Annotated in this window: 16 protein-coding genes; 11 read left to right on the top strand and 5 right to left on the bottom strand. The window is 62.1% G+C overall.

What is annotated here, in order from left to right; genetic code table 11:
- The first annotated feature begins 19 nt into the window (after window positions 1–19).
- From ACVOK8_RS09445 to greB, 3 genes are read left to right on the top strand one after another with little or no spacing between them, the layout of a single operon-like run.
- Window positions 20–1,525 (top strand): helicase HerA-like domain-containing protein, encoded by a 1,506-nt coding sequence (locus ACVOK8_RS09445; RefSeq protein ID WP_481566572.1) that lies wholly within the window; start codon window positions 20–22, stop codon window positions 1,523–1,525.
- A complete protein-coding gene (locus ACVOK8_RS09450; protein ID WP_481566573.1) occupies window positions 1,522–2,004 on the top strand; it encodes a hypothetical protein in 483 nt (160 codons plus the stop codon). Before ACVOK8_RS09445 ends, ACVOK8_RS09450 begins: the two co-directional genes overlap by 4 nt.
- Window positions 2,001–2,501, top strand: coding sequence for a transcription elongation factor GreB (gene greB, locus ACVOK8_RS09455; protein WP_481566574.1), 501 nt, complete (start codon window positions 2,001–2,003; stop codon window positions 2,499–2,501). Before ACVOK8_RS09450 ends, greB begins: the two co-directional genes overlap by 4 nt.
- Here greB and ACVOK8_RS09460 read toward each other — a convergent pair.
- On the bottom strand, window positions 2,488–3,327 hold the full coding sequence (locus ACVOK8_RS09460) for a DUF3025 domain-containing protein (protein WP_481566575.1): 840 nt from the start codon (window positions 3,325–3,327) through the stop codon (window positions 2,488–2,490). The two genes, greB and ACVOK8_RS09460, sit on opposite strands and share 14 nt — an antisense overlap.
- Window positions 3,324–4,685: a 30S ribosomal protein S12 methylthiotransferase RimO gene (gene rimO / locus ACVOK8_RS09465; RefSeq protein WP_481566576.1), complete on the bottom strand. Its 1,362-nt coding sequence runs from the start codon at window positions 4,683–4,685 to the stop codon at window positions 3,324–3,326. The genes ACVOK8_RS09460 and rimO overlap by 4 nt, the downstream gene beginning before the upstream one ends.
- A 307-nt stretch (window positions 4,686–4,992) precedes the next feature.
- Between rimO and ACVOK8_RS09470 the strand changes: the two genes are divergently transcribed.
- Genes ACVOK8_RS09470 through ACVOK8_RS09480 form a run of 3 tightly spaced genes read left to right on the top strand, consistent with a single transcriptional unit; the run spans window position 4,993 to window position 6,270 of the window.
- Window positions 4,993–5,652 (top strand): dienelactone hydrolase family protein, encoded by a 660-nt coding sequence (locus ACVOK8_RS09470; protein ID WP_481566577.1) that lies wholly within the window; start codon window positions 4,993–4,995, stop codon window positions 5,650–5,652.
- A complete protein-coding gene (locus tag ACVOK8_RS09475) occupies window positions 5,649–6,071 on the top strand; it encodes an HIT family protein (protein ID WP_481566578.1) in 423 nt (140 codons plus the stop codon). The genes ACVOK8_RS09470 and ACVOK8_RS09475 overlap by 4 nt, the downstream gene beginning before the upstream one ends.
- 31 nt (window positions 6,072–6,102) lie before the next feature.
- The gene (locus ACVOK8_RS09480; protein ID WP_170183049.1) at window positions 6,103–6,270 is read left to right on the top strand and encodes a LiaI-LiaF-like domain-containing protein; all 168 of its coding nucleotides are present in this window, start codon (window positions 6,103–6,105) and stop codon (window positions 6,268–6,270) included.
- A gap of 73 nt (window positions 6,271–6,343) precedes the next feature.
- Here ACVOK8_RS09480 and dcd read toward each other — a convergent pair whose 3' ends face one another.
- Together dcd and apbC are read right to left on the bottom strand one after the other, a co-directional pair.
- A complete protein-coding gene (gene dcd / locus ACVOK8_RS09485; RefSeq protein WP_481566579.1) occupies window positions 6,344–6,916 on the bottom strand; it encodes a dCTP deaminase in 573 nt (190 codons plus the stop codon).
- A gap of 175 nt (window positions 6,917–7,091) precedes the next feature.
- Window positions 7,092–7,934 carry an iron-sulfur cluster carrier protein ApbC gene (gene apbC / locus ACVOK8_RS09490; protein WP_481566591.1) on the bottom strand — a complete coding sequence of 281 codons (843 nt, stop codon included), beginning with the start codon at window positions 7,932–7,934 and terminating at the stop codon, window positions 7,092–7,094.
- 711 nt (window positions 7,935–8,645) lie between these two features.
- On the opposite strand from apbC, the gene ACVOK8_RS09495 reads away from it, so the two are divergent.
- From ACVOK8_RS09495 to ACVOK8_RS09505, 3 genes are all read left to right on the top strand, one after another.
- On the top strand, window positions 8,646–11,549 hold the full coding sequence (locus ACVOK8_RS09495) for a TonB-dependent receptor domain-containing protein (protein ID WP_481566580.1): 2,904 nt from the start codon (window positions 8,646–8,648) through the stop codon (window positions 11,547–11,549).
- 87 nt (window positions 11,550–11,636) lie between these two features.
- Entirely contained in the window at window positions 11,637–13,643 is a 2,007-nt protein-coding gene (locus ACVOK8_RS09500) for an alpha/beta hydrolase family protein (protein WP_481566581.1), read from the top strand.
- A gap of 157 nt (window positions 13,644–13,800) precedes the next feature.
- Window positions 13,801–14,622 carry an SEL1-like repeat protein gene (locus ACVOK8_RS09505; RefSeq protein ID WP_481566582.1) on the top strand — a complete coding sequence of 274 codons (822 nt, stop codon included), beginning with the start codon at window positions 13,801–13,803 and terminating at the stop codon, window positions 14,620–14,622.
- 103 nt (window positions 14,623–14,725) lie between these two features.
- Here ACVOK8_RS09505 and ACVOK8_RS09510 read toward each other — a convergent pair whose 3' ends face one another.
- Window positions 14,726–16,324 (bottom strand): phytoene desaturase family protein, encoded by a 1,599-nt coding sequence (locus ACVOK8_RS09510; RefSeq protein ID WP_481566583.1) that lies wholly within the window; start codon window positions 16,322–16,324, stop codon window positions 14,726–14,728.
- Window positions 16,325–16,493: 169 nt separating this feature from the next.
- On the opposite strand from ACVOK8_RS09510, the gene ACVOK8_RS09515 reads away from it, so the two are divergent.
- A complete protein-coding gene (locus tag ACVOK8_RS09515) occupies window positions 16,494–18,593 on the top strand; it encodes a M13 family metallopeptidase (RefSeq protein WP_481566592.1) in 2,100 nt (699 codons plus the stop codon).
- Window positions 18,594–18,875: 282 nt separating this feature from the next.
- The gene (locus ACVOK8_RS09520) at window positions 18,876–20,885 is read left to right on the top strand and encodes a M13 family metallopeptidase (protein ID WP_481566584.1); all 2,010 of its coding nucleotides are present in this window, start codon (window positions 18,876–18,878) and stop codon (window positions 20,883–20,885) included.
- Window positions 20,886–20,973: the final 88 nt, after the last annotated feature.

Consider the following 20,973-nt stretch of genomic DNA (forward strand, 5'->3'; position numbering starts at 1 on the left):
TTCATCAATGAGTGCCTCCATGGACCCGATCCTGCTCGGCAAAGGCGTCACCGACGACATCGCCGTCACCCTGCTCCCGCGCTTCGGCAACCGTCATGGTCTGGTGGCAGGCGCCACCGGTACCGGCAAGACGGTGACCTTGATGACGCTGGCCGAGGGTTTCTCGCGACTGGGCGTGCCGGTGTTCATGGCCGACGTGAAGGGCGACGTGGCCGGCCTTGCAGTTGCCGGCGAAGGCGGCGAGATGCTGGCCCAGCGTGCAGCCGAAATCGGCGTCGACGGCTTTGCCCCCGCTGCCAGCCCGGTGGTGTTCTGGGACCTGTACGGCAAGCTCGGCCATCCGGTGCGCACCACGGTCAGCGAGATGGGCCCTACCCTGCTCGCCCGCATCCTCGAACTCAACGACACGCAGTCCGGTGTGCTCGACATCGTCTTCAAGCTGGCCGATGACCGCGGCCTGCTGTTGCTGGACCTGGATGACCTGCGCGCCCTGCTCGGCCTGGTCGCCGAGGAGCGCAAGGACATTTCCACCGAATATGGCCTGGTCAGCGCGCAGTCGGTGGCGGCGATCCAGCGCTCGCTGCTGCGCCTGTCGCAGGACGGTGGCGAAGCCTTCTTCGGTGAGCCGGCGCTGGAACTGGCCGACATCATGCGGGTCAACCACGATGGCCGCGGCGTGGTCGGCATCCTTGCCGCCGCGCAGCTGATCCTCAAGCCGCGCCTGTATTCCACCTTCCTGCTGTGGCTGCTGTCCGAGTTGTTCGAGCAACTGCCGGAAGTGGGCGACCTGGAAAAGCCCAAGCTGGTCTTCATCTTCGACGAAGCCCACCTGCTGTTCGACGATGCGCCGCCGGCGCTGGTGCAGCGCATCGAGCAGGTGGTACGCCTGATCCGTTCCAAGGGCGTGGGCGTGTACTTCTGCTCGCAGTTCCCGGACGACGTGCCGGGCAACATCCTCGGCCAGCTCGGCAACCGCGTGCAGCATGCATTGCGTGCCTTCACCCCGCGCGACCAGAAGGCTGTAAAAACCGCAGCTGAAACCTTCGTGCAGAACCCCAAGCTCGACGTGGTCGCCACCTTGTCGCAACTGGGCACCGGCGAAGCACTGGTCTCCACGCTGCAGGACAAGGGCATTCCCTCGCCGGTGCAGAAGACCCTGATCGCGCCACCACGCTGCCGGATGGGCTCGATCACCGATGCCGAGCGTACACAGGTGCGTGCCGGCAGCCCGGTCGGCACCCGGTATGACACCGCCGTCAACCGCGAATCCGCTGCCGAGCTGCTGGCGCAGCGCGCGGAGAAAGCCGTCGAGCAGGCGCAGGCACCGGCCGCGCGCACCCGCCAACAGGACGAAGAGCAGGAAGGTGGATTCGGCCAGAGCATCAAGGACGCCATCTTCGGCACCAAGCGTCGCCAGGGCATGATCGAGACAATGGCCAAGCAGACCACCCGCACTGTGGGCACCAAACTGGGCAACCAGATCGTGCGCGGCATTCTTGGCAGCATCTTCGGCGGCAAGCGTTGAGCAGGCGCGGCACCCTGCACACCGCTCTTGCCGGCGGGTTGCTATTGACCGCGCTGCTGGCTGGCTGCAATGCATCGCAGCCGACGGCAACAGCCCAGCCGGCAGCCGCAGCACCGACGCAAGCTGCGCCGCCAATTGCTGCCAGTGGCAACGATGCTGCGACCAGCGCGCCCGCACCCACCTACGTCGCGGTCGACCCGGAAGCACTGCCCGGGACCTTCATCGTCGGTGGCGTGGAAACACGCACGCTTGAGCTCAGACCCGACGGCCGCTACGCATTGAAAGGCGGCGTGGTCTGGGAGCTCGTGGAGAGCAAATGGTCGCTGGAGCACGGCGGCACACATCTGCGCCTGCACCACGACCACCAACAGTCCGAAGACCTGTTGTTCGGCCTTGAATCCGCCGATGTCCTGGTTCTGCTCAATGCCGACGGCAGCCCAACCAACTTCCGCAGCACCTTGGACAGAGTTAAAAAGTGAGCCGTTGGCGTCCCCCTGCAGAAAAAAGCACCGCCCTGATCACCCCACAGGGCCATGCCCGGCTCAAGACCGAGCTGGATGAACTTTGGCGACAGCGGCGGCCGGAAGTGGTCAAGGCGCTGGCAGCCGCTGCGGCCGAGGGGGATCGCTCGGAGAACGCCGAGTACACCTACCGCAAGAAGCAGCTTGGTGAAATCGACCGCCGCGTGCGCTACCTGAGCAAGCGACTGGAAGCCCTGCGCGTGGTCGACACCACCCCGAGCGATCCGGAAGCGGTGTTCTTCGGCGCAACGGTTGAGCTGGAGAACGTCGATTCCGGCCAGACCGTCATCTACCGGATCGTCGGTCCCGATGAAACCGACGCGCCGGCTGGCTGGATCAGCATCGACTCACCGTTGGCGCGGGCACTGCTCAAGAAGCGCATCGACGATGAGTTCGCGGTGGAGTTGCCCAGCGGGCTGACCCGTTTCGCGATCATCGATGTCAGCTACGGCTGATGCTGAGCGGCGCCGGATAGAGGCGTCCTTCGCGTAGCGGACGGAAGTAATCGGTCAGTTGATAGAAGGCCGCGTCCTGGGACGCATGCCAGCCAGGAATGCCGGCTAGCGGCAATGGCCGTAGTTCGGCGGGGTCCTTCAGTAAACTGGCGCCTTCGATTGCTGCAGCCACTGCGGCAACACACGCCACATCGTCATCGCCAACGACGACCAAACACTTTCCAACCAGCAGTCGCTCGGGCAGCAAAGCCTGCTCCATCAGCGCGTGGCCAATAACCGCGCAGACTGCGATGTCACCTTCGCGCCATTGCGCCTGATTGAACAGCGCCGACCAGTCGTGCCGATCCCAGACCGCCAACAAGCTCGCGTCGCGAACACGCACAATCACCCCGGTTTCATCGAACTGGGTCAATGCGGCCTGTGCGCGATTGCGTTGGCTTGCGCCCATCGCTGCGATATGCCGGCATTGCTGCGCATTGAGCGCCTGCTTGATCGGAGAGTAGCGCGCCCACACCAGCGCGTTGAACAGGTCGTGCCAGTTCTGCTCGCGGGTAGCGATACGGCCCAGTGCAATGCGCAGTTCGTAATGCAGGCCGTCGCCGAGCAGAACATCATCCTGGGCAACAAAATTTTTGCCCTGCACTGGCAATTGCGCATTGAGTGCCTCGATATCCGGCCAATCGGCGGCACGCAGCAACGCAGCAAAATCGCTGAAATCCACGAACAGCGGATGGTCAAAAACGCGCAGATCAACCTGCCCGCGCAACGGCGCTACAAAACGACGCCGGCCAGTGCCGGCATCGTCTGCGGCAGGTGCTGCGGTCACAGCACCTTGATATCGAACGCTGCGGCCTTGGTATCGATCAGCGCATCGCCGAACAGATCATGCTCATCGCTGTCGGTTATCTCAACGTTGACGAAGTCGCCGACACGCAGCTTGGCCTCAACAGCATTCTGGATATGCACCAGACCATCGATTTCCGGCGCATCGGCCTTGGAGCGAGCCACGGCGATGCCGTCTTCGATGCCATCGACCAGGCACTGTTGCACGCTGCCGATCTTGGCTTCGAGCTTGGCAGCGGAAATGGCCGCCTGCTTTTCCATGAAACGGGCAAGACGCTCCTGCTTCACTTCTTCAGGCACCGGATCCGGCAACTGGTTTGCCGTTGCACCTTCCACCGGCGAGTAGGCGAAAGCACCAACGCGGTCGAGCTGAGCGGTATCGAGGAAGTCCAGCAGCTGCTCGAACTCGGCATCGGTCTCGCCCGGGAAGCCGACAATGAAGGTCGAACGCACCGTGATGTCCGGCGCGATCTCGCGCCAGCGCAGCACCCGCTCCAGGGTCTTGTCGACCGCGCCCGGGCGCTTCATCAGCTTGAGGATGCGCGGGCTGGCGTGCTGGAACGGGATGTCCAGGTACGGCAGGATCTTGCCCTCGGCCATCAACGGCACCACGTCGTCGACGTGCGGGTACGGATAGACGTAGTGCAGGCGGGTCCAGGCATCGAGCTCGGACAGGCCTTCGCACAGCGCCTTCATGCGCGTGGCGTATTCCTTGCCGCGCCAGGTACCCGGCGCGTACTTGCGGTCCACGCCGTAAGCCGAGGTGTCCTGGGACACCACCAGCAACTCGCGCACGCCGCCCTTGACCAGGCGCTCGGCCTCGCGCAGCACCTCATCGACCGGGCGCGACACCAGGTCGCCACGCATCGAGGGGATGATGCAGAAGCTGCAACGGTGGTTGCAGCCTTCGGAAATCTTCAGGTAGGCATAGTGACGCGGGGTCAACTTGATGCCGTAGTCCGGCACCAGGTCCACGAACGGATCGTGCTTGGGCGGCAGCGCGGCATGCACTGCCTCCATCACCGTGGTGTAGTCCTGCGGACCGGACACCGACAGCACGTCCGGGTAATGCTCGCGGATCATGTCGCCCTTCTTGCCCAGGCAACCGGTGACGATGACCTTGCCGTTCTCGTTCATCGCCTCGCCGATCGCGTCCAGCGATTCAGCCACGGCCGAGTCGATGAAGCCGCAGGTATTGACCACCACCACATCGGCCGAGTCGTAGGATGGCACGATGCTATAGCCCTCCACCCGCAACTGGGTGAGGATGCGCTCGGAATCGACTAGGGCTTTCGGGCAGCCAAGGCTGACGAAGCCGACTTTGGGGTTCAGCTGGGACATGATCTGGAAATCCTGGGGCCGGGCCGGAATGGCAGCGAGGCCGGAAAGCCGGGCAGTATACCGGGCCGAAGGCGCGGCGCCCTGCGGCTGGCTTAATAGGCGCTGGGGTTGATAATCAATCAAACCGCAGCAATGCCCTGCTTAAGCCCCTCTCCCGCTTGCGGGAGAGGGGTTGGGGTGAGGGGAAGCTTCTGGCAAGCAGACCCGCCGCTTTAAGAGCTCCCCTCATCCGCCCCTGCGGGGCACCTTCTCCCGCAAGCGGGAGAAGGAACACCGCCTTTCGACGTATCAATCCGGAGCCTCCCCCATGCCCCACTGGATCACCCTCCCCACCCCACTCGGCCCCATCCGCGCTTGGCAGGCCCTGCCTTCCGGCACGCCGCGCGCCGGCCTGGTGGTAATTCAGGAAATCTTCGGCGCCAACGCACACATCCGCCATGTGGCCGAGCAGTACGCCGCCGAAGGCTATGCGGTATTGGCACCGTCCTTCTTCGACCTGATCGAACCGGACCTGCAACTGGACTACGACGACGCCGGTGTCAGCCGCGGCAAGGCGCTGGTCGACGAGCTGGGTGTGGAACGCGCGGTAACCGTGGTCGAAGCCGCCGCTGCGGCATTGGCGCCCTACGGCAAGGTCGGCACGGTCGGCTATTGCTGGGGCGGTACCATCGCCATGTTGGCCGCGCAACGGCTGGGCCTGCCTTCGGCCAGCTACTACGGCGCGCGCAACGTGCCGTTCCTGGATACAGCGTTCAAAGCCCCTGCCATCTTCCACTTTGGCGACCAGGACGCCTCGATCCCGGCAGCCGCCGTTGCAGCGCACCGTGAAAAGCAACCCGACTTGCCTGTATATGTCTATCCAGCCGACCACGCCTTCAACCGCGAGGTCGGCATGCACTACCACCCAGCCAGCGCCGACCTGGCGCGCGAACGCACCTTGGCCTTCTTCAGCGAGAACCTGCGATGACCGAAGTTGTGACGTCCGATTTCGTACTTGATTCCCGCCTTGCCGCCGACAGCGTCTTGATTGCCGATGGCCCCCTGTCGCAGATCCGCTTGATGAACGACGACCGCTTCCCCTGGGTCGTGCTGGTGCCGCGCGTACCGAACGCCAGCGAGTGGATCGACCTGGACGGTGCCCAGCAACGCCTGCTGCTGGCCGAGATCAACCAGATCTCCCAACACCTGAAGCACAAGCCAAACGTCAGCAAGATCAACATCGGCGCACTGGGCAACATCGTGCGTCAGCTGCACGTGCATCTGATCGGCCGCAACGAGAACGACGCCGCGTGGCCGGGGCCGGTCTGGGGCAGCGGCAAGGCGCAGCGTTTCGATCCCGAGGTACTGGCCCAACGTGTCGAAATCTGGCGCCAGCGGCTACGATAAGCACCTTCCCCCTTACGGACTCCGCAAGCCGATGCGCTCCAATCTGATCGCCGCCCTGATCCTGATCATCGTTGGCCTGTTCTTCCTGGCCAAGAACCTCGGCTGGATCAACGGCAACATCGGCACCATGCTGGCCACCTGGTGGCCGGCCATCCTGGTGGCCGTCGGTATTGGCATGCTGTTTGGCCGCGGCAAATAAGCCGCTGCGCCGGATCCTGCATAAAGAAAAAGGCGCCTGACGGCGCCTTTTTTCGTTCCAGCCCAGGCCGCACTCAGGTGCGCGGCAGAGTAACGCCGGTCTGGCCCTGGTACTTGCCGCCGCGATCTTTATACGAGGTCTCGCAGACATCGTCCTTGTCGGCCTGGAAGAACAGCATCTGCGCCACACCCTCGTTGGCATAGATGCGTGCCGGCAACGGCGTGGTGTTGGAGAACTCCAGGGTCACGTGGCCTTCCCACTCCGGCTCCAGCGGGGTCACGTTGACGATGATGCCGCAGCGCGCGTAGGTGCTCTTGCCAAGGCACACCACCAGGGTGTCACGCGGGATGCGGAAGAACTCCACCGTGCGTGCCAACGCGAACGAATTCGGCGGGATGATGCACTCATCGGCCTCGATGTCGACAAAGCTCTTCGGATCGAAGTGCTTGGGGTCGACGATGGTCGAGTTGATGTTGGTGAACACCTTGAACTCACGCGAGCAACGCACGTCGTAGCCATAGCTCGAGGTGCCGTAACTGACGATGCGCTGGCCATCCACCTGCTTGACCTGGCCGGCTTCGTACGGCGCGATCATGCCCTGCTGTTCGGACATTTGGCGGATCCAACGGTCGCTCTTGATGCTCATTCAATGGTCCTGTTCACGTTGTGCCGCAGCATTCCTGCGGCCGGGGGTGGTCGATTCTAGCCTAGAGCCGGCCAGGGGCCGGCAAGCAATCGCCAGCCAGCCTCTTCTGCACGCGCTGCATCCATGGGGAAGGCCCGCCGGAGGGGACTTCCCCGCTACCTGCCTCGCAGCTGCCTCAAATCAAAGAGGACAGGATCGGGATGCTCGCGCGCGGGCGCTTGGCCAATTCCTCAGCCATCCGCTGCGCCGCCGCCATATAGGCCTTCGCCGCGGCCGAATCGGGCTGCGCAACCACGATAGGCGCACCCACATCACCCTGCTCGCGGATGCCGATGTCCAGCGGCAGCGAGCCCAGCAACGGCACTCCGTACTGCTCGGCCATGCGCTGGCCGCCGCCCTCGCCGAACAGATGCTCGACGTGGCCACAGTTGCTACAGGTATGCACGGCCATGTTCTCGATGATGCCGAGCACAGGAACCTCGACCTTTTCGAACATATTCAAGGCCTTGCGCGCATCCAGCGTGGCAATGTCCTGCGGCGTGGTGACGATCACCGCACCGGCCACCGGGATCTTCTGCGACAGCGTCAGCTGGATGTCACCGGTACCCGGCGGCAGATCGATCAGCAGGAAATCCAGGTCACCCCACAGCGTGTCGTTGAACAGCTGGCTCAGCGCTGAAGTGGCCATCGGACCACGCCAGATCATCGGGGAGTCGGGTTCGACCAGGAAACCGATCGACATCGCCTCGACCCCGAACGCCCGCAGCGGCTCGATGGACTTGTTATCCGGGCTCTCCGGCCGCCCGCTCAGGCCAAGCATCGCCGGCACGCTGGGCCCATAGATATCTGCATCCAGCACGCCGACCTTGGCACCCAACTGCTTCAGCGCCAGAGCAAGGTTCACGGCCGTGGTGGACTTGCCTACCCCGCCCTTGCCCGAACCCACCGCAATGACATTGCGGATACGTGAATGGGGGGAAAGCCCCTTCTGGACCTTGTGGGCACCGCCCAGCGAAATCGACCGACTCACTTGCAACCTCTGCTTTTTTCCAGAGGCGAACTATAACGCGCTCACACACCAGCCGACCCGCGCAAACACGTCGAGCCACCCGTTCGATAGGCGGATGAAGGCCGCGAGCACCTTCGATGCCCCTGAGCGTGACCGCGAGGCCACGCTACCGCGCCAGCACCCATCTGCCCGACCTCCCACTTCTCAACGATCGAGCTACACCGGGTCGCTGATGCAGGATGGAGCTAGCCCCTTGATCCGCAGGAACCGCCGTAAACCACTGCCACTCTGGCAAGCACGTTCGTCATGCCCATGCGCGGCCCGCTGGTCCGCGGCCGACCGTTTCGGCCAATGTTTTCCCGTCAAGCGAGCTGCGCACACCGAGAACCATACGCACCCGGATGCAACTCGATTTGATCCTGAATAGACCCGCCGATCAGCCCGCCAACGCAGGCGCTAGCGTGGACGCTATCGCGCGATTTTGCCGGCCATTTGCACTGAAAGCCAAACTCATTTGCCGAACACGGCTTTTTCATTTGCCGCAATGAGTGTTTGTGACTTTGACGTGAACAGTTGACGCCAAAGGTTAACCATGTGTTAATCAAACTACATCGGCACTGTAACGATTGCATCTGTAACAAAACACGCAATTCCAAGGCCGCCTGACCACGTCGCCGATCAGGGGGGGCAGGTTTTGGATTCTTCTCCAAGGGGATACAAATGACATATCGGAACTCGCTCAGCCGCAATCCGCTGAGCTATGCATTGGCCTCCGCGCTGGCGCTCGCCGCCGCTGCTCCGGCCTTTGCCCAGGAAGCTCCAGAACAGACGACCAAAAGCTCTGCCCCCGCTGCTACAACTGATCTGGACAGGGTTTCTGTCGTCGGTTCGCGAATCAAGCGTGTTGACGTAGAGGGACCCGCCCCGGTCACCGTGATCACGCGCGCTGACATCGACCGCGAAGGTTTCCAGACCGTCGGCGACATGCTGCAGACGTTGTCCCAGAACACCAGCGCCTCTTTCACAGGTGACCTTGCGGTTGGTGGCTTCACCCCCAACGCACAGGTCGTCAATCTGCGTAACCTGGGCCCGGGCTACACGCTCACCTTGATCAATGGCCGGCGTCCCGCCCAGTACCCGCAGCCCTACAATCGCGACAACAACGTCGTCAACGTCAAAGCCATTCCAATGGCCATCGTTGAACGCATGGAAGTGCTGACCGGTGGCGCCTCGGCAATCTACGGTTCCGATGCGGTTGCAGGCGTGGTCAACATCGTGCTGCGCGAGAATTTCGACGGCAATGAACTGCGTGGAACCGCCGGCACCACCCAAGAGGGTGGCGGCGACAGCATCAACCTCGAGTACACCGGCGGGCGCTCCGGCGACCGTTGGAGCACGACCTTCGCGCTGCAGTACGGTGAGAACGAGCCGGTCTTCGGCACGCAGCGCGATTTCATGGCCGATACCCGCAACAACCCCTGGGGCCTGACGCTCCAGCCATCGCTGTCACTCGTCGCCATCAGTGCAGCCGGTCTGGCGGGACCTGCTGGCCATAACATTCTCGAGCTGACGCCGGAACAGTGCGCAGCATTCGGATATGCCCCCGGCAAATCCGCCACCCGTGGCGACTGGTGCGGCTCCTACACCCAGGATGGTTCGCGCAGCATCTGGAACAAGAACAGCTTTTACTCCGGTTACATCAGCGGCAAGTACGACTTCAATGACAATATCGAAGGCTTCTCCAGCCTGACGTACTACGACGCGGACTCCAAGGCCAGTTCTGGCACTGAATTCTGGGGAACCGGCGGTAGCCCATTCACGCCGGCTGGCGTGTTCTACGATCCCAACTTTGGCGACCTGCTGCAGTTGCAGCGCGTATTCAATCCTTTCGAACTCGGCGGTAACGAGGCAGCCTCGACGCTGTACAGCGAGAAGACCTGGGACATCACGTTGGGCGCCCGCGGCACTTTTGCCGATCGCTTCGATTGGGAAGTCTATGCAGCCCACTCCGAGTACAGCTACAAGTCCAACACCCCGCGCCTGTTGGCGAAGGCCGTCCACAACTACTTCCTGGGCGACCAGCTCGGAACGATCTCCGGCTATCCGATCTATGAGCTCAACATGGATCGTTACACCTCGCCGATCACCCCGGATATCTATCGTTCCTTCTCCACTCGCGTAATCAACACGGGCGAAACATCCTCGTCCACCTTGAACTTCAACTTCTCCGGCGACCTGTTCGAGCTGCCTGCTGGTCCGCTGGGCTTCGCAGGTGTTATCGAAGGCGTCCGTCAGGCAACGACGCTTGAGAGTGACCCGCGCACCAATCCGCTGCGCCCGGTCGATGAGCAAACCGTCTACAACCTCGTCAGCTCGGGCCGCACCGATGGCCAGCGTGATCGCTATGCCATCGGCGCGGAGTTCCGCGTTCCGATCTTCGACAGCCTGAGTGCGAACCTGGCCGCCCGTTGGGATAAGTACGACGACATCACCGCGGTTGATGACGCCGTCACCTACAACCTCGGTCTCGAGTGGCGTCCGTTCAGCAACCTGCTGGTGCGTGGCACCTACGCCACCAGCTTCAAGGCGCCTGACATGCAGTTGGTCTACGCCGAGGGCGCTGCATCCTATGCATCCATCCTGGACGAGTACTCCTGCCGCTCCGGCTTGGGTCTTGGTCAACCGCTTGATGCAAACGGCAACCCGATTCCGCGCCGTACGGCCGACTGTAATGTCAGTGGTGATCGCACCATCTATCAGGCCCAGAGCACCATTGCCGGCAACCCTGGTCTGAAGGAAGAAGAAGGCAAGTCGATCAGCGCCGGCTTTGTCTGGGACATCATTGATGGCATGTCGCTGTCGGTGGATTACTGGCGCATCAAGCTGGAAGATGCAGCGTCCCAGTTGGACTCGTCGTACCTGCTCGAAACCGAAGCTGCATGCCGATTGGGCTCCTATGAGGATCCCAGCAAGCCTGCACCCAGCGCCAGCATCTGTAACAACGTGCTTTCGTTGATCACCCGCACCAGCGCCCCCGGCACCACCCTTGACGGTCGTGTCGAGCGCATCAACCAAGCCTATGTCAATACCGCGCTGCGTGACATCAGTGGCATCGACAGCACCTTCCGCTATCGTTTGATCACCGACCGCTGGGGCACCTTCCGCTTCGAGAACAGCTATTCGCTGAACTTGACCAACAAGTACAAGGAACTGCAGGAAGATCCGCTCGTCGATTACCGTGATCTGCGGCCGATCGTGTTCTACCCCGAGCGTAGCCGCCTGCGTGCTACCGCAAGCTGGGAGTACAACGACTGGACGACCACCTTGTATGCCAGCCGCATGGGTTCGGCCTGGACCAAGCGCGCAACCACGCCCAATCAGTGCTACACCGGCGTGAACAGCGGCATCTGCTGGGGTCGCCGTCTGGCTCCGTTCATCCTGTGGAACGCATCTGTCGCCAAGGACTTCGGTCCCAATGTCACTGCGCAGTTCACTGTGGTCAACGCATTCAACAAGCAGTACCGCAATGATCCGGGTAACAACACCTACCCGTACTTTGATCCATACATCGGCGCCGATCCGCTGGGCCGTCGGTTCTACATGAGCGTTTCGTACAAGTTCTGATGAACTCGAGAGCCCGGCGCACCGCCGGGCTCTCTTTTCGGGTGGACCACAGATCAGATCGCATAACAGGAGCAAGGACTACACCCTATGGATTATCTGAAATCCGCAGTACTCGCGGCAGCTCTGCTGACAACCAACACCGCTTTCGCCGACGTCCAGCCGTCAGTCAAGGATTTTGTTGGACATCCCGCTTATGGCACGGCACGCATATCCCCGACCGGCAGCTACCTGGCTGTCACCGTCGACAATGGCGACCAGGACATCCTGACAATCCTCCGCGCCAGCGACCTCAAACCATTGAAGGTCGTACAGCTTCCCGACAAAAAGAGTGTTGGCCAGTTTGCCTGGATTTCGCCGGAACGGCTGATGTTCAACTCGGTCAAGAAACTCGGCGGCTACGCCCAGCCGTTCTCGCTTGGCGAATGGTATGCAGTCAACGCTGACGGCACCCAATCTGTCCCGGTGATCTTCCGTGGCACCCGCGATGCGACCCAACGCGGAAAGACCGTCGGCTCGGAGTCGTATTCGTTGCTGGACACCCTCAAGGGTGATGACCGCAATGTAATCATGCAGGCCCGCTACCCGCGATCGAGCGAGGGCGCCGGCACGGAAGTCGTCCGCGTAGACACCATAAGTGGCAGACGCACCTCGTTGGGACGAGCACCGAAATCGAACTGTTCCATCGCACTGGATGCGGACAAGGCCCCGCGTTTCGCCGTGTGCTCGTCGACCCGTGACGAGTCTGGCGAATACGATGAGCGCACGGAACTGTACCGCCGTGATGGCCAGAACTGGACCTTGGTCAATGCCTCTGCAACCGACGGAAAGCATCTTTCGGTAGAGCGCACCTCCGATGACGGCACCGTTTTCGCATGGCAGGATGACGGCAAGGCTCCGGCCGCCCTGGGCACACTTGACACTGCCAACGGCGACTTCAAACAGCTCTTCGTCGATCCCATCGCTGAGGTATCCCAGCTGATATGGTCGACAGATCGCAACAGCATCATCGGCGCTGTCACCGAAGCTGGTGCACCAAAAGTTTCACTGATTGATGAAGCCAATCCAGATGCGGAACTCTATGCATCACTGGCAAATGCTTTCGCTGGCCAGAAAGTGGACTTCTCAAGTTATACCGATGACGGCAACCAGATCTTGGTTTCCGTGTACAGCGATAGCAATCCGGGCGAGCTGTATCTCTTCGACCGCGGAACCGGTAAAGCTCGTTTTCTGATGTCGCGCATGGCGCATCTGAACAAAGACAAGCTGGCCACCACCAAGCCATTCTCTTTCAATGCCCGCGATGGTCGCCTGATCCATGCGTACCTGACGCTACCCAACGGTTCTGATGGCAAGAATTTGCCGCTCATCGTGAACCCCCACGGCGGCCCAATCGGTCCGCGGGACAACTGGGGCTTCAATCCGGAAGCACAACTGTTCGCCAGCCGTGGCTATGCCACCTTGCAGATCAACTATCGTGGCTCCGGCGGCTACGGCAAGGGCTTCCAGGATGCTGGCCATCAGCAATGGGGCCAAGGCATCCAGAACGACATCCTCGACGCTACGCATTGGGTCATCAATCAAGGCTACGCGAATCGAGACAGGATTTGCATCTACGGCGGCAGTTTCGGCGGCTACTCTTCGCTGATGGCCCCCATTCGTGAACCTGGCTTGTTCAAGTGCACCTTCGGCTATGTGGGCGTCTATGACGTCGACATGATGTTCAACAAGGGTGACATTCCGCAGAGCGATTTCGGCCAGAGGTACCTACGACGCACCCATGGAACGGACACCGCGCAATGGGCTCAGAACTCTCCGGCAAGGCGCGCAGCAGAAGTGAAGATACCGGTGTATCTCGCGGCCGGTGCGCGCGACGTCCGCACGCCACCGGAACAGACCGAGTTGATGAACAAAGCGTTGATCGAAGCGGGCAACAAGCCCGAAGGCATGATCATCCAGCCAGGTGAGATGCATGGTTTCTATGGTGAGGACGCTCGCATCAATCTGTACACCGAAATGCTCAGTTTCTTCCAACGTCACATCGGCGACGGCACTGTTACCGTCGGCGAGGCCAAGAGCGCCTCGGGAGCAAAGTAAAGGGATCCTGTCGCGCTGGTAGATTCAATACAACTTGGCGTAAGGACGGCAAGGAGGAGGGAATTCCCTTCTCCTTGCCGGTCGCCTTTCTGTATTGGGTCACCAACCCAGCTGGACTCGACCAAACACACCTGCAAGGAAAGCAACAGGGATTCGAATGAACAAGAGAACGGCACAACTTGCCATCCTTACTTTCGCATTGACATTCGCCGCTCCAGCGATAGCAGGCAACGACACCCCGCATCCGGACCCGACTACCGATCCGGTGATGATCACTTCCGGCTTCCTCAGCGGCCACCCGGATTTGCGGTTCAGACTCCTCGCACTGCAAAAAAGAAACGAAGGGAAGCAATCTGCTGCATTTGAGTTCTTCATGCGCGCCGCATACTACGGCGACAAGCCCTCGGCAGGGATGGTGGCTGAGATGCTCTGGGACGGGACGGGGACAGCCCAAGACCGGGCCCAGGCTTATGCATGGATGGACCTGGCTGCAGAACGTGGGTATGAAGGTTTTCTCGACCTTCGCGAACGCTACTGGGCAAAACTCGATGAAGCCGATCGCGACCGTGCCATCATCGTTGGGCAGGATATCTATGCCCGCTATGGTGACGCTGCAGCCCTTCCACGAATTGCCAGAGCGTTGCGCTTTGAAAAGCGCCGGATGACAGGCAGCCGAACTGGATTCACCGGTAATCTGCGCATCGTGGTACCTGCACCAGGCGGTGGCACTGAAGAAATTGATGGTTCAAAATTTTACGATGAGCGTTACTGGGATCCCGTTCAGTACCAACAATGGCACGATGCCATCTGGCGCAAACCACGTGTTGCCAGGGTTGACATCGGTGCGGTAACGCAGCTTCCTCAGCCGAATCTGGATACGCGCATTCCAAAGGTCGACCCCATCCCGGACGATCCGGGGCAGGAACCCGCACCAACCGATGAAATGCCGCTTCTGCATGGAAACCCGGCTCGACCCTGACACCCGAAAGCCCCCTGTCTTTACAACAGGGGGCTTGTCAGAGAATGCAATCGAGGTTGGCTCAATGTGCCAACCGCCAGGAGCAATGGCTCGCTGCACACCATCAATCTGCCAGAATTGCCTGCGCGGCATTGTGCCCCGGCGCACCCGTTACCCCTCCGCCCGGGTGCGTCCCGGAGCCGCAAAGGTACATCCCAGCCAACGCTCCCCGGTAACTGGCCTGCCCCAGCATCGGCCGCGCACTGAACAACTGGTTCAAGCTCAGCGCGCCGTGGAAGATATCGCCACCAATCAGGCCAAATGTCCGCTCAAGATCCAGCGGACTCATGATCTGCCGACCGAGTACCGATGCGGCAAAACCCGGCGCATGTTTATCGACAGTTGCGATCATCAAATCCGCGACTTCTTCGCGGTGATCATCCCAGCTGCGTCCACCTGGCAACTGTGGGGCAACGTGCTGGCAGAACAGGCTGGCCACATGCTGTCCGGGCGGCGCCAGCGAGTCATCCAGCGTGCTGGGTATCAGCATCTCGACTATCGGCTCACGCGACCAACCGTGTTGGCGTGCATCCAGATAGGCACGATCCATGTAATCCAGGCTCGGCGCGATGATGATGCCGGCGGTCAAGTGATCCCCCTGCCCCGGCAACACGCTGAAATCAGGCAGCTTTGACAAAGCCACATTCATGCGGAATGTCCCGGAGCCACAGCGCCAGTTGGCCATGCGTTCCAAGGTGGCCGCCGGCACATCGCCAGGATCGAATAGACGTTCGTACAGCAGCTTCGGATTGACGTTGGCAACGATGGCCTTGCCACGCAGCACCTCGCCATTCGCCAGCACCACACCTACCGCGCGCCCCTGCTCGACCAGCACCTTGCTGACTGCTGCATCAGTACGAATTTCAACGTCGGCCTCGACCGCCGCACGCGCCATCGCCTGGGTGATCGCGCCCATGCCACCAATCGCATGCCCCCAGGCACCTTTGACGCCGTTGCTTTCACCAAACACGTGATGCAACAACACGTAGGCCGTGCCCGGCGCATACGGGCTTGCGTAGTTGCCGACGATTCCATCAAAGCCGAACAAGGCTTTGATGGGCGCGCTTTCAAACCAACGATCCAGGTATTCGGCGGCGGAGATGGTGAACAGATCCATCAACTCCTGTTGCAAGCCCGGATCCAGGCGCTGCAGCTGTCGGCCCAGCTGCCCTGCCTTCCACAGCTCCGGCAGCGCGCGCAACCAACTCGTACCACTGATATTGGGTGGTGCCTGCAGGGCCTGGGCACGCAGCACATCGGCAAAAATCTCCAAGCGCTGTTCGTACTCGGGCAGGCGTGCCGCATCACGCTCGGAAAAGCGCGCCACCTGTTCGCCGGTGCGCCCGGCCCCGGCCAACAGATACTCACCCTCGCCCAGCGGCAGGAAGTTGTTGAGCTTGCGCGAGACTACCCGCAAGCCATGCCGTTCCAGCTCCAGCTCGGCGATCACCTTGGGCTGCAGCAACGACACCGTATAAGAGGCCACCGAGTTTCGGAAGCCGGGATGGAACTCCTCGGTGACCGCGGCACCTCCCACCACCGCACGCCGCTCCAGTACCAATACGCGCTTGCCGGCTTTGGCCAGATAGGCCGCGCACACCAGGCCGTTATGGCCGCCGCCGATCAGGATCGCGTCCCACTGCTTGCTCGATGTCTTGGTCATTGCTGCTGTATAGCATCGCCCAGTCGCCACCGCCCATAGGAATACACCGGCAGCGACCCATTACCTTCTACACCCCTTCCTCATCGGTTTCAGGCGTATCTTCCTGCTTCGGCCCCGGACTCCGTGGCCCCACTCATGCTTTGAAACCGGCCCGGAGGCCTTTCCCGTGATCGTTCGCAAACCCCAGATTCTCCTGCTGTCGCTGGCCGTCGCCGCTGCGCTGACCGGTTGCCCCAAGCAGGAAGAGCAGTCCCCGCCGGCCGCTACCGCCGCTGCCCCGGCCGCCGCCAATGAGCTGAAACTGGACGAGTCCAAGCTGCCGGCCTACAACGCCTTCACCGCCGCCGACCTCGACGCCAGCAAGGACGCGTGTACCGATTTCAACAGCTACGTGAACGAAAAGTGGCTCAACGCCAACGAAATTCCGGCTGACCGCACCAGCTGGGGCGCCTTCACCATCCTCGACGAGCGTTCGGTGGCCGTGCAGCACCAGCTGGCAGAGCAGGCTGCAGCGATGAAGAACGCCACCGGCATCGAGAAGATTGTTGGCGACTTCTGGGCCGCCGGCATGGACGAAGCCAAGATCAACAGCCTGGGTATCACCCCGCTGAAGGCCGATCTGGCTGCGATTGACGGCCTGCAGGACACCGCCGCACTAGCCAACTACCTGCGCAGCACCGCTGCCAAGGGCGAGAACTTCCTGTTCGGCTTCGGCCCGGAAGCGGACTTCAAGAATTCGTCCATGAACATGGCCTACGCCAGCCAGGGCGGCCTGGGCCTGCCGGACACCACGTACTACACCGACGCCAGCAAGGCCGACAAGCTCAACGCCTACAAGGCCCACGTGGCCAAGGTGCTGGAACTGAGCGGCGTTGCCGCGGCCGACGCCGCCAAGCAGGCCGAGGAAGTGGTCAAGTTTGAAACCCGCCTGGCCAAGGCCTCCAAGTCCAGCGTCGAACTGTCGCGTGACGTCTCGCTGTATTACAACCCGGTCAGCGTGGCCGATGCCGACAAGCTGACCCCGAACTTCAGCTGGACCGCGTTCTTCCAGGCGCAGGGTGTTGCCGCACCGGAGAAATTCTCGCTGGCGATGCCGGCCTTCCACGCGGAAGTGAGCAAGATGCTGGCCGACACCGACCCGGCAGCGTGGCGCGCGTACCTGCGCTTCCACACTGTCGACGGCGCCGCACCGTACCTGAGCAATGAGTTCGTGCAGGAGAACTACGCGTTCTACGGCAAGGAACTGAACGGCCAGAAGGAAATCAAGCCGCGCTGGAAGCAGGTCCTGGGCACCATTGAAAACGATGCCGGCGATGCTTTCGGCCAGATGTACGTCAAGGTCGCCTTCTCGCCTGAGTCCAAGGCCAAGATGGAAGAACTGGTCAAGAACCTCGCCAGCGCGCTGAAGGATCGCATCCAGAACCTGACCTGGATGAGCGACGAAACCAAGGCCAAGGCCATCGCCAAGTGGGAGACCTTCACCCCGAAGATCGGCTACCCGGACAAGTGGCGTGACTGGAGCGGCCTGAGCACCACCCACGATGACTATCTGGGCAACGTCCGCGCTGCCAATGCCTTCAATTACAAGTGGGCATTGGCCAAGATCGGCCAGCCGGTCGACAAGACCGAGTGGGGCATGACCCCGCAGACCGTCAACGCCTACTACAACCCGCTGCAGAACGAGATCGTGTTCCCGGCCGCTATCCTGCAGCCGCCGTTCTTCGACGTGAACGCCGACGACGCGCTGAACTACGGTGGTATCGGTGCCGTGATCGGCCACGAAATGACCCACGGTTACGACGACCAGGGCAGCCGCTTCGGCCCGACCGGCAACTTCGAGAACTGGTGGACGCCGGCTGACGCCAAGGGCTTTGAAGGCCTGACCGGCAAGCTGGTCAAGCAGTTCAACGAGTACAAGGTGGGCGACCAGCAGGTCAATGGCACGCTGACCCTGGGCGAGAACATCGCCGATCTGGGCGGCCTGGCCACGGCTTATGACGCCCTGCAGAAGGCTTCGACCGGCAAGGAAGATGCAAAGGTTGATGGCTTCAGCCGCGACCAGCGCTTCTTCTTCAACTGGGCCACCGTGTGGCGCACCAAGTACACCGCCGAGAACGCCAAGGTCCGCTTGGCCACCGACTCGCACGCCCCGGCACAGTTCCGTGCCATGGGTGCGCCGTCGAACCTGCCGACCTTCGCCGCGGCGTTCCAGTGCAAGGCCGGTTCGCCGATGGTCCGCGCTGGCGACAAGCAGGTAGTGATCTGGTAATCGCTGCCCTGCAGTAAGAACCGAAGAAGGCCCGGCATTGCCGGGCCTTCTTCTTTTTTTGTAGGAGCGGCGTAAGCCGCGAAGCCGACCAAACCCAAAGCGCCACGAGTCAACCCAATCCAGTCAACGCCAGCCACATCATCTGCCGTGGCTTCGCGGCTAACGCCGCTCCTACAAGCACCAGCTTTGATGCAGTACCCAATTCCGTGCCCCGCCCCGGCACCATTCCCCCGCCAGCTTGTTAAACTCCGCCCACTTTGTCCTTCTGCGGATATGCACCACATGCCCAACGTTCGCCCACTTACCCTGGCCCTGACCTTCTCCCTGGCGACCATGCTGTCCGCCAACGATGCGCAGGCCGCCCGCAAGAAGCCTGCGGCTAGGGCACCGGCAGTGAGCGCGGCCTGTACGGACTTCTACGAAACCACCAACGGCAATTGGCTCAAGGCCAACCCGGTGCCGCAGACCGGTGCGGTCAGCGCGCTCGGCACGCTGGCGGACAACACCCACACCCAGCAGCGCCAGTTGCTGGATCGCGCGATGACCGCGCCGCAAGGCAACGTGCAGAAGCTGCTTGGCGATTTCTGGGCCAGCGGCCTGGATGAAGCCGCGGTCGAAGCCGACGGTTCCAAGCCGATCGCGCCGCTGCTGACCCGCATCAACGCCATCAAGAAGGCCAAGGACATCCCGGCCTCGATCGCTGCCCTGCATCAGGTCGGCATTCCGGTCGCGTTCAATTTCGCCCCGGACGTAGACCTGAAGGCATTGGACCGCCATATCGGCTACTTCATGCAAGGCGGCACCGGCCTGCCGGACCCGGCCTTCTACACCCGCACCGATGCCGACACCGTTGCCCTGATGGGCCGCTATCGCGCCTACGTGAAGCAGATCCTGGCCCTGACCGGCACCCCGGCGGCGCAACTTGATGCCGAATCGGCGCTGGTCATCCAGCTGGAAACCGAACTGGCGCGCAGCGCGCACTCGGTGGCCGACATCAACAACCCGTTCAATAACTACGCGCCGGTCTCCACCAAGGACCTCAACAGCCGCTACCGCAACCTGCAGTTGGATGCCTTCCTGAAGGCGCAGGGCGTGAACGACGACCTGGTGTCGCTGGCCGACCCGGCGCTGTTCCAGCAGCTCAACGGCATGGTCAGCCGTCTGCCGGCCAATCAGTGGAAAGCCTACCTGCGCTGGCGCGTGGGCGACGCGATGGCGCCGTACCTGTCCAAGGCCTACCGCGACGCCGAGTTCGAGTTCCGTGGCCGCCTGCTGCGTGGCCAGGCCATCGCCCCGGCGCGCCCGGACGCTGTGCTCGACGCCATCAACGTGGCCGCCGGCCCGATGCTGGGCCACGAATACGCCGCGACCTACCTCAACCGCGACACCCGCCGCCAGGCTGGCGTCATGGTCGACCAGATCCGCGAAGCACAGATCGCCGCGGTCAAGCGCAGCAGCTGGCTCAGCGCCGATGCCAAGACCGAAGCCGAAGCCAAGCTGGCGGCGATGAAGATCGAGATCGGCACCCCGCTGCGCGATCTGGACTACACCGTACAGCCGATGGGCCGCGGCAGCTTTGGTGGCAACATCCTGATCGCTTCTACCTGGCGCCACGCCCAGGAAATGAAGCGCATCGGCAAGGGCAACGCCGACCGCCGTTGGGACGTGCTGCCACAGCAGCCGTCGATCGCTTACGACATCGCCCAGAACCGCTTGATCGTGACGGCCGCAGCCCTGCAGGGGCCGATCTTTGCCGCCAACGCCAGCAATGCCGAGAAGTTCGGCGCTTTCGGTGGCCTGGTCGCGCATGAAGTCAGCCGCGCCATCGACGTCAAGGGCGCGATGATCGACGCCAAGGGCGAACTGCGCAGCTGGTGGACGCCGGCTGACAAGAGCGCCTGGACGCTGCTCGGCAACCGCGTCGCCGCGCAGTACAGCGCTTACCCGTTCCCGGGCGTCAAGGATGCCAAGGTCAACGGTGAGCTGACCCGCGACGAGAACATGGCGGATCTGTCGGGCATGGAGATCGCGTTGGAGGCCTTCACTGCCGCCCAGGCTGATGCCAAGCCGGCCGACAAGCAGGACTTCTTCAAGGGCTGGACCAGCCTGTGGGCGCAGCAGTTGTCGCCGAACGAAGCCGTGCAGCGCCTGAGCACCGACGTGCGCGCACCGGGCCGCTGGCGCAGCAATGCACCGCTGTCCAACCTGCCGGAGTTTGGCGCCAGCTTCAGCTGCAAGCCGGGCCAGCCGATGCAGCGTACCGACGCCGAGCAGATCAGGATCTGGCGTTGATGCGGAATTGAAGGAAGCAAAAAGGCGCGGATTCCGCGCCTTTTTGCATTCTCACCGTAGTGCCGAGCCATGCTCGGCATTTCTGTTT

The sequence above is a fragment of the Stenotrophomonas sp. STEN083 genome, assembly GCF_056759195.1.

Bases quoted from the DNA above. Each gene is read 5' to 3' on its own strand.
- ACVOK8_RS09445 (WP_481566572.1), top strand. From the start codon at position 20: ATGGACCCGATCCTGCTCGGCAAAGGCGTCACCGACGACATCGCCGTC.
- rimO (WP_481566576.1), bottom strand. From the start codon at position 4,685: ATGTCCCAGCTGAACCCCAAAGTCGGCTTCGTCAGCCTTGGCTGCCCG.
- ACVOK8_RS09470 (WP_481566577.1), top strand. From the start codon at position 4,993: ATGCCCCACTGGATCACCCTCCCCACCCCACTCGGCCCCATCCGCGCT.
- ACVOK8_RS09475 (WP_481566578.1), top strand. From the start codon at position 5,649: ATGACCGAAGTTGTGACGTCCGATTTCGTACTTGATTCCCGCCTTGCC.
- ACVOK8_RS09480 (WP_170183049.1), top strand. From the start codon at position 6,103: ATGCGCTCCAATCTGATCGCCGCCCTGATCCTGATCATCGTTGGCCTG.
- dcd (WP_481566579.1), bottom strand. From the start codon at position 6,916: ATGAGCATCAAGAGCGACCGTTGGATCCGCCAAATGTCCGAACAGCAG.
- ACVOK8_RS09495 (WP_481566580.1), top strand. From the start codon at position 8,646: ATGACATATCGGAACTCGCTCAGCCGCAATCCGCTGAGCTATGCATTG.
- ACVOK8_RS09500 (WP_481566581.1), top strand. From the start codon at position 11,637: ATGGATTATCTGAAATCCGCAGTACTCGCGGCAGCTCTGCTGACAACC.
- ACVOK8_RS09505 (WP_481566582.1), top strand. From the start codon at position 13,801: ATGAACAAGAGAACGGCACAACTTGCCATCCTTACTTTCGCATTGACA.
- ACVOK8_RS09510 (WP_481566583.1), bottom strand. From the start codon at position 16,324: ATGACCAAGACATCGAGCAAGCAGTGGGACGCGATCCTGATCGGCGGC.
- ACVOK8_RS09520 (WP_481566584.1), top strand. From the start codon at position 18,876: ATGCCCAACGTTCGCCCACTTACCCTGGCCCTGACCTTCTCCCTGGCG.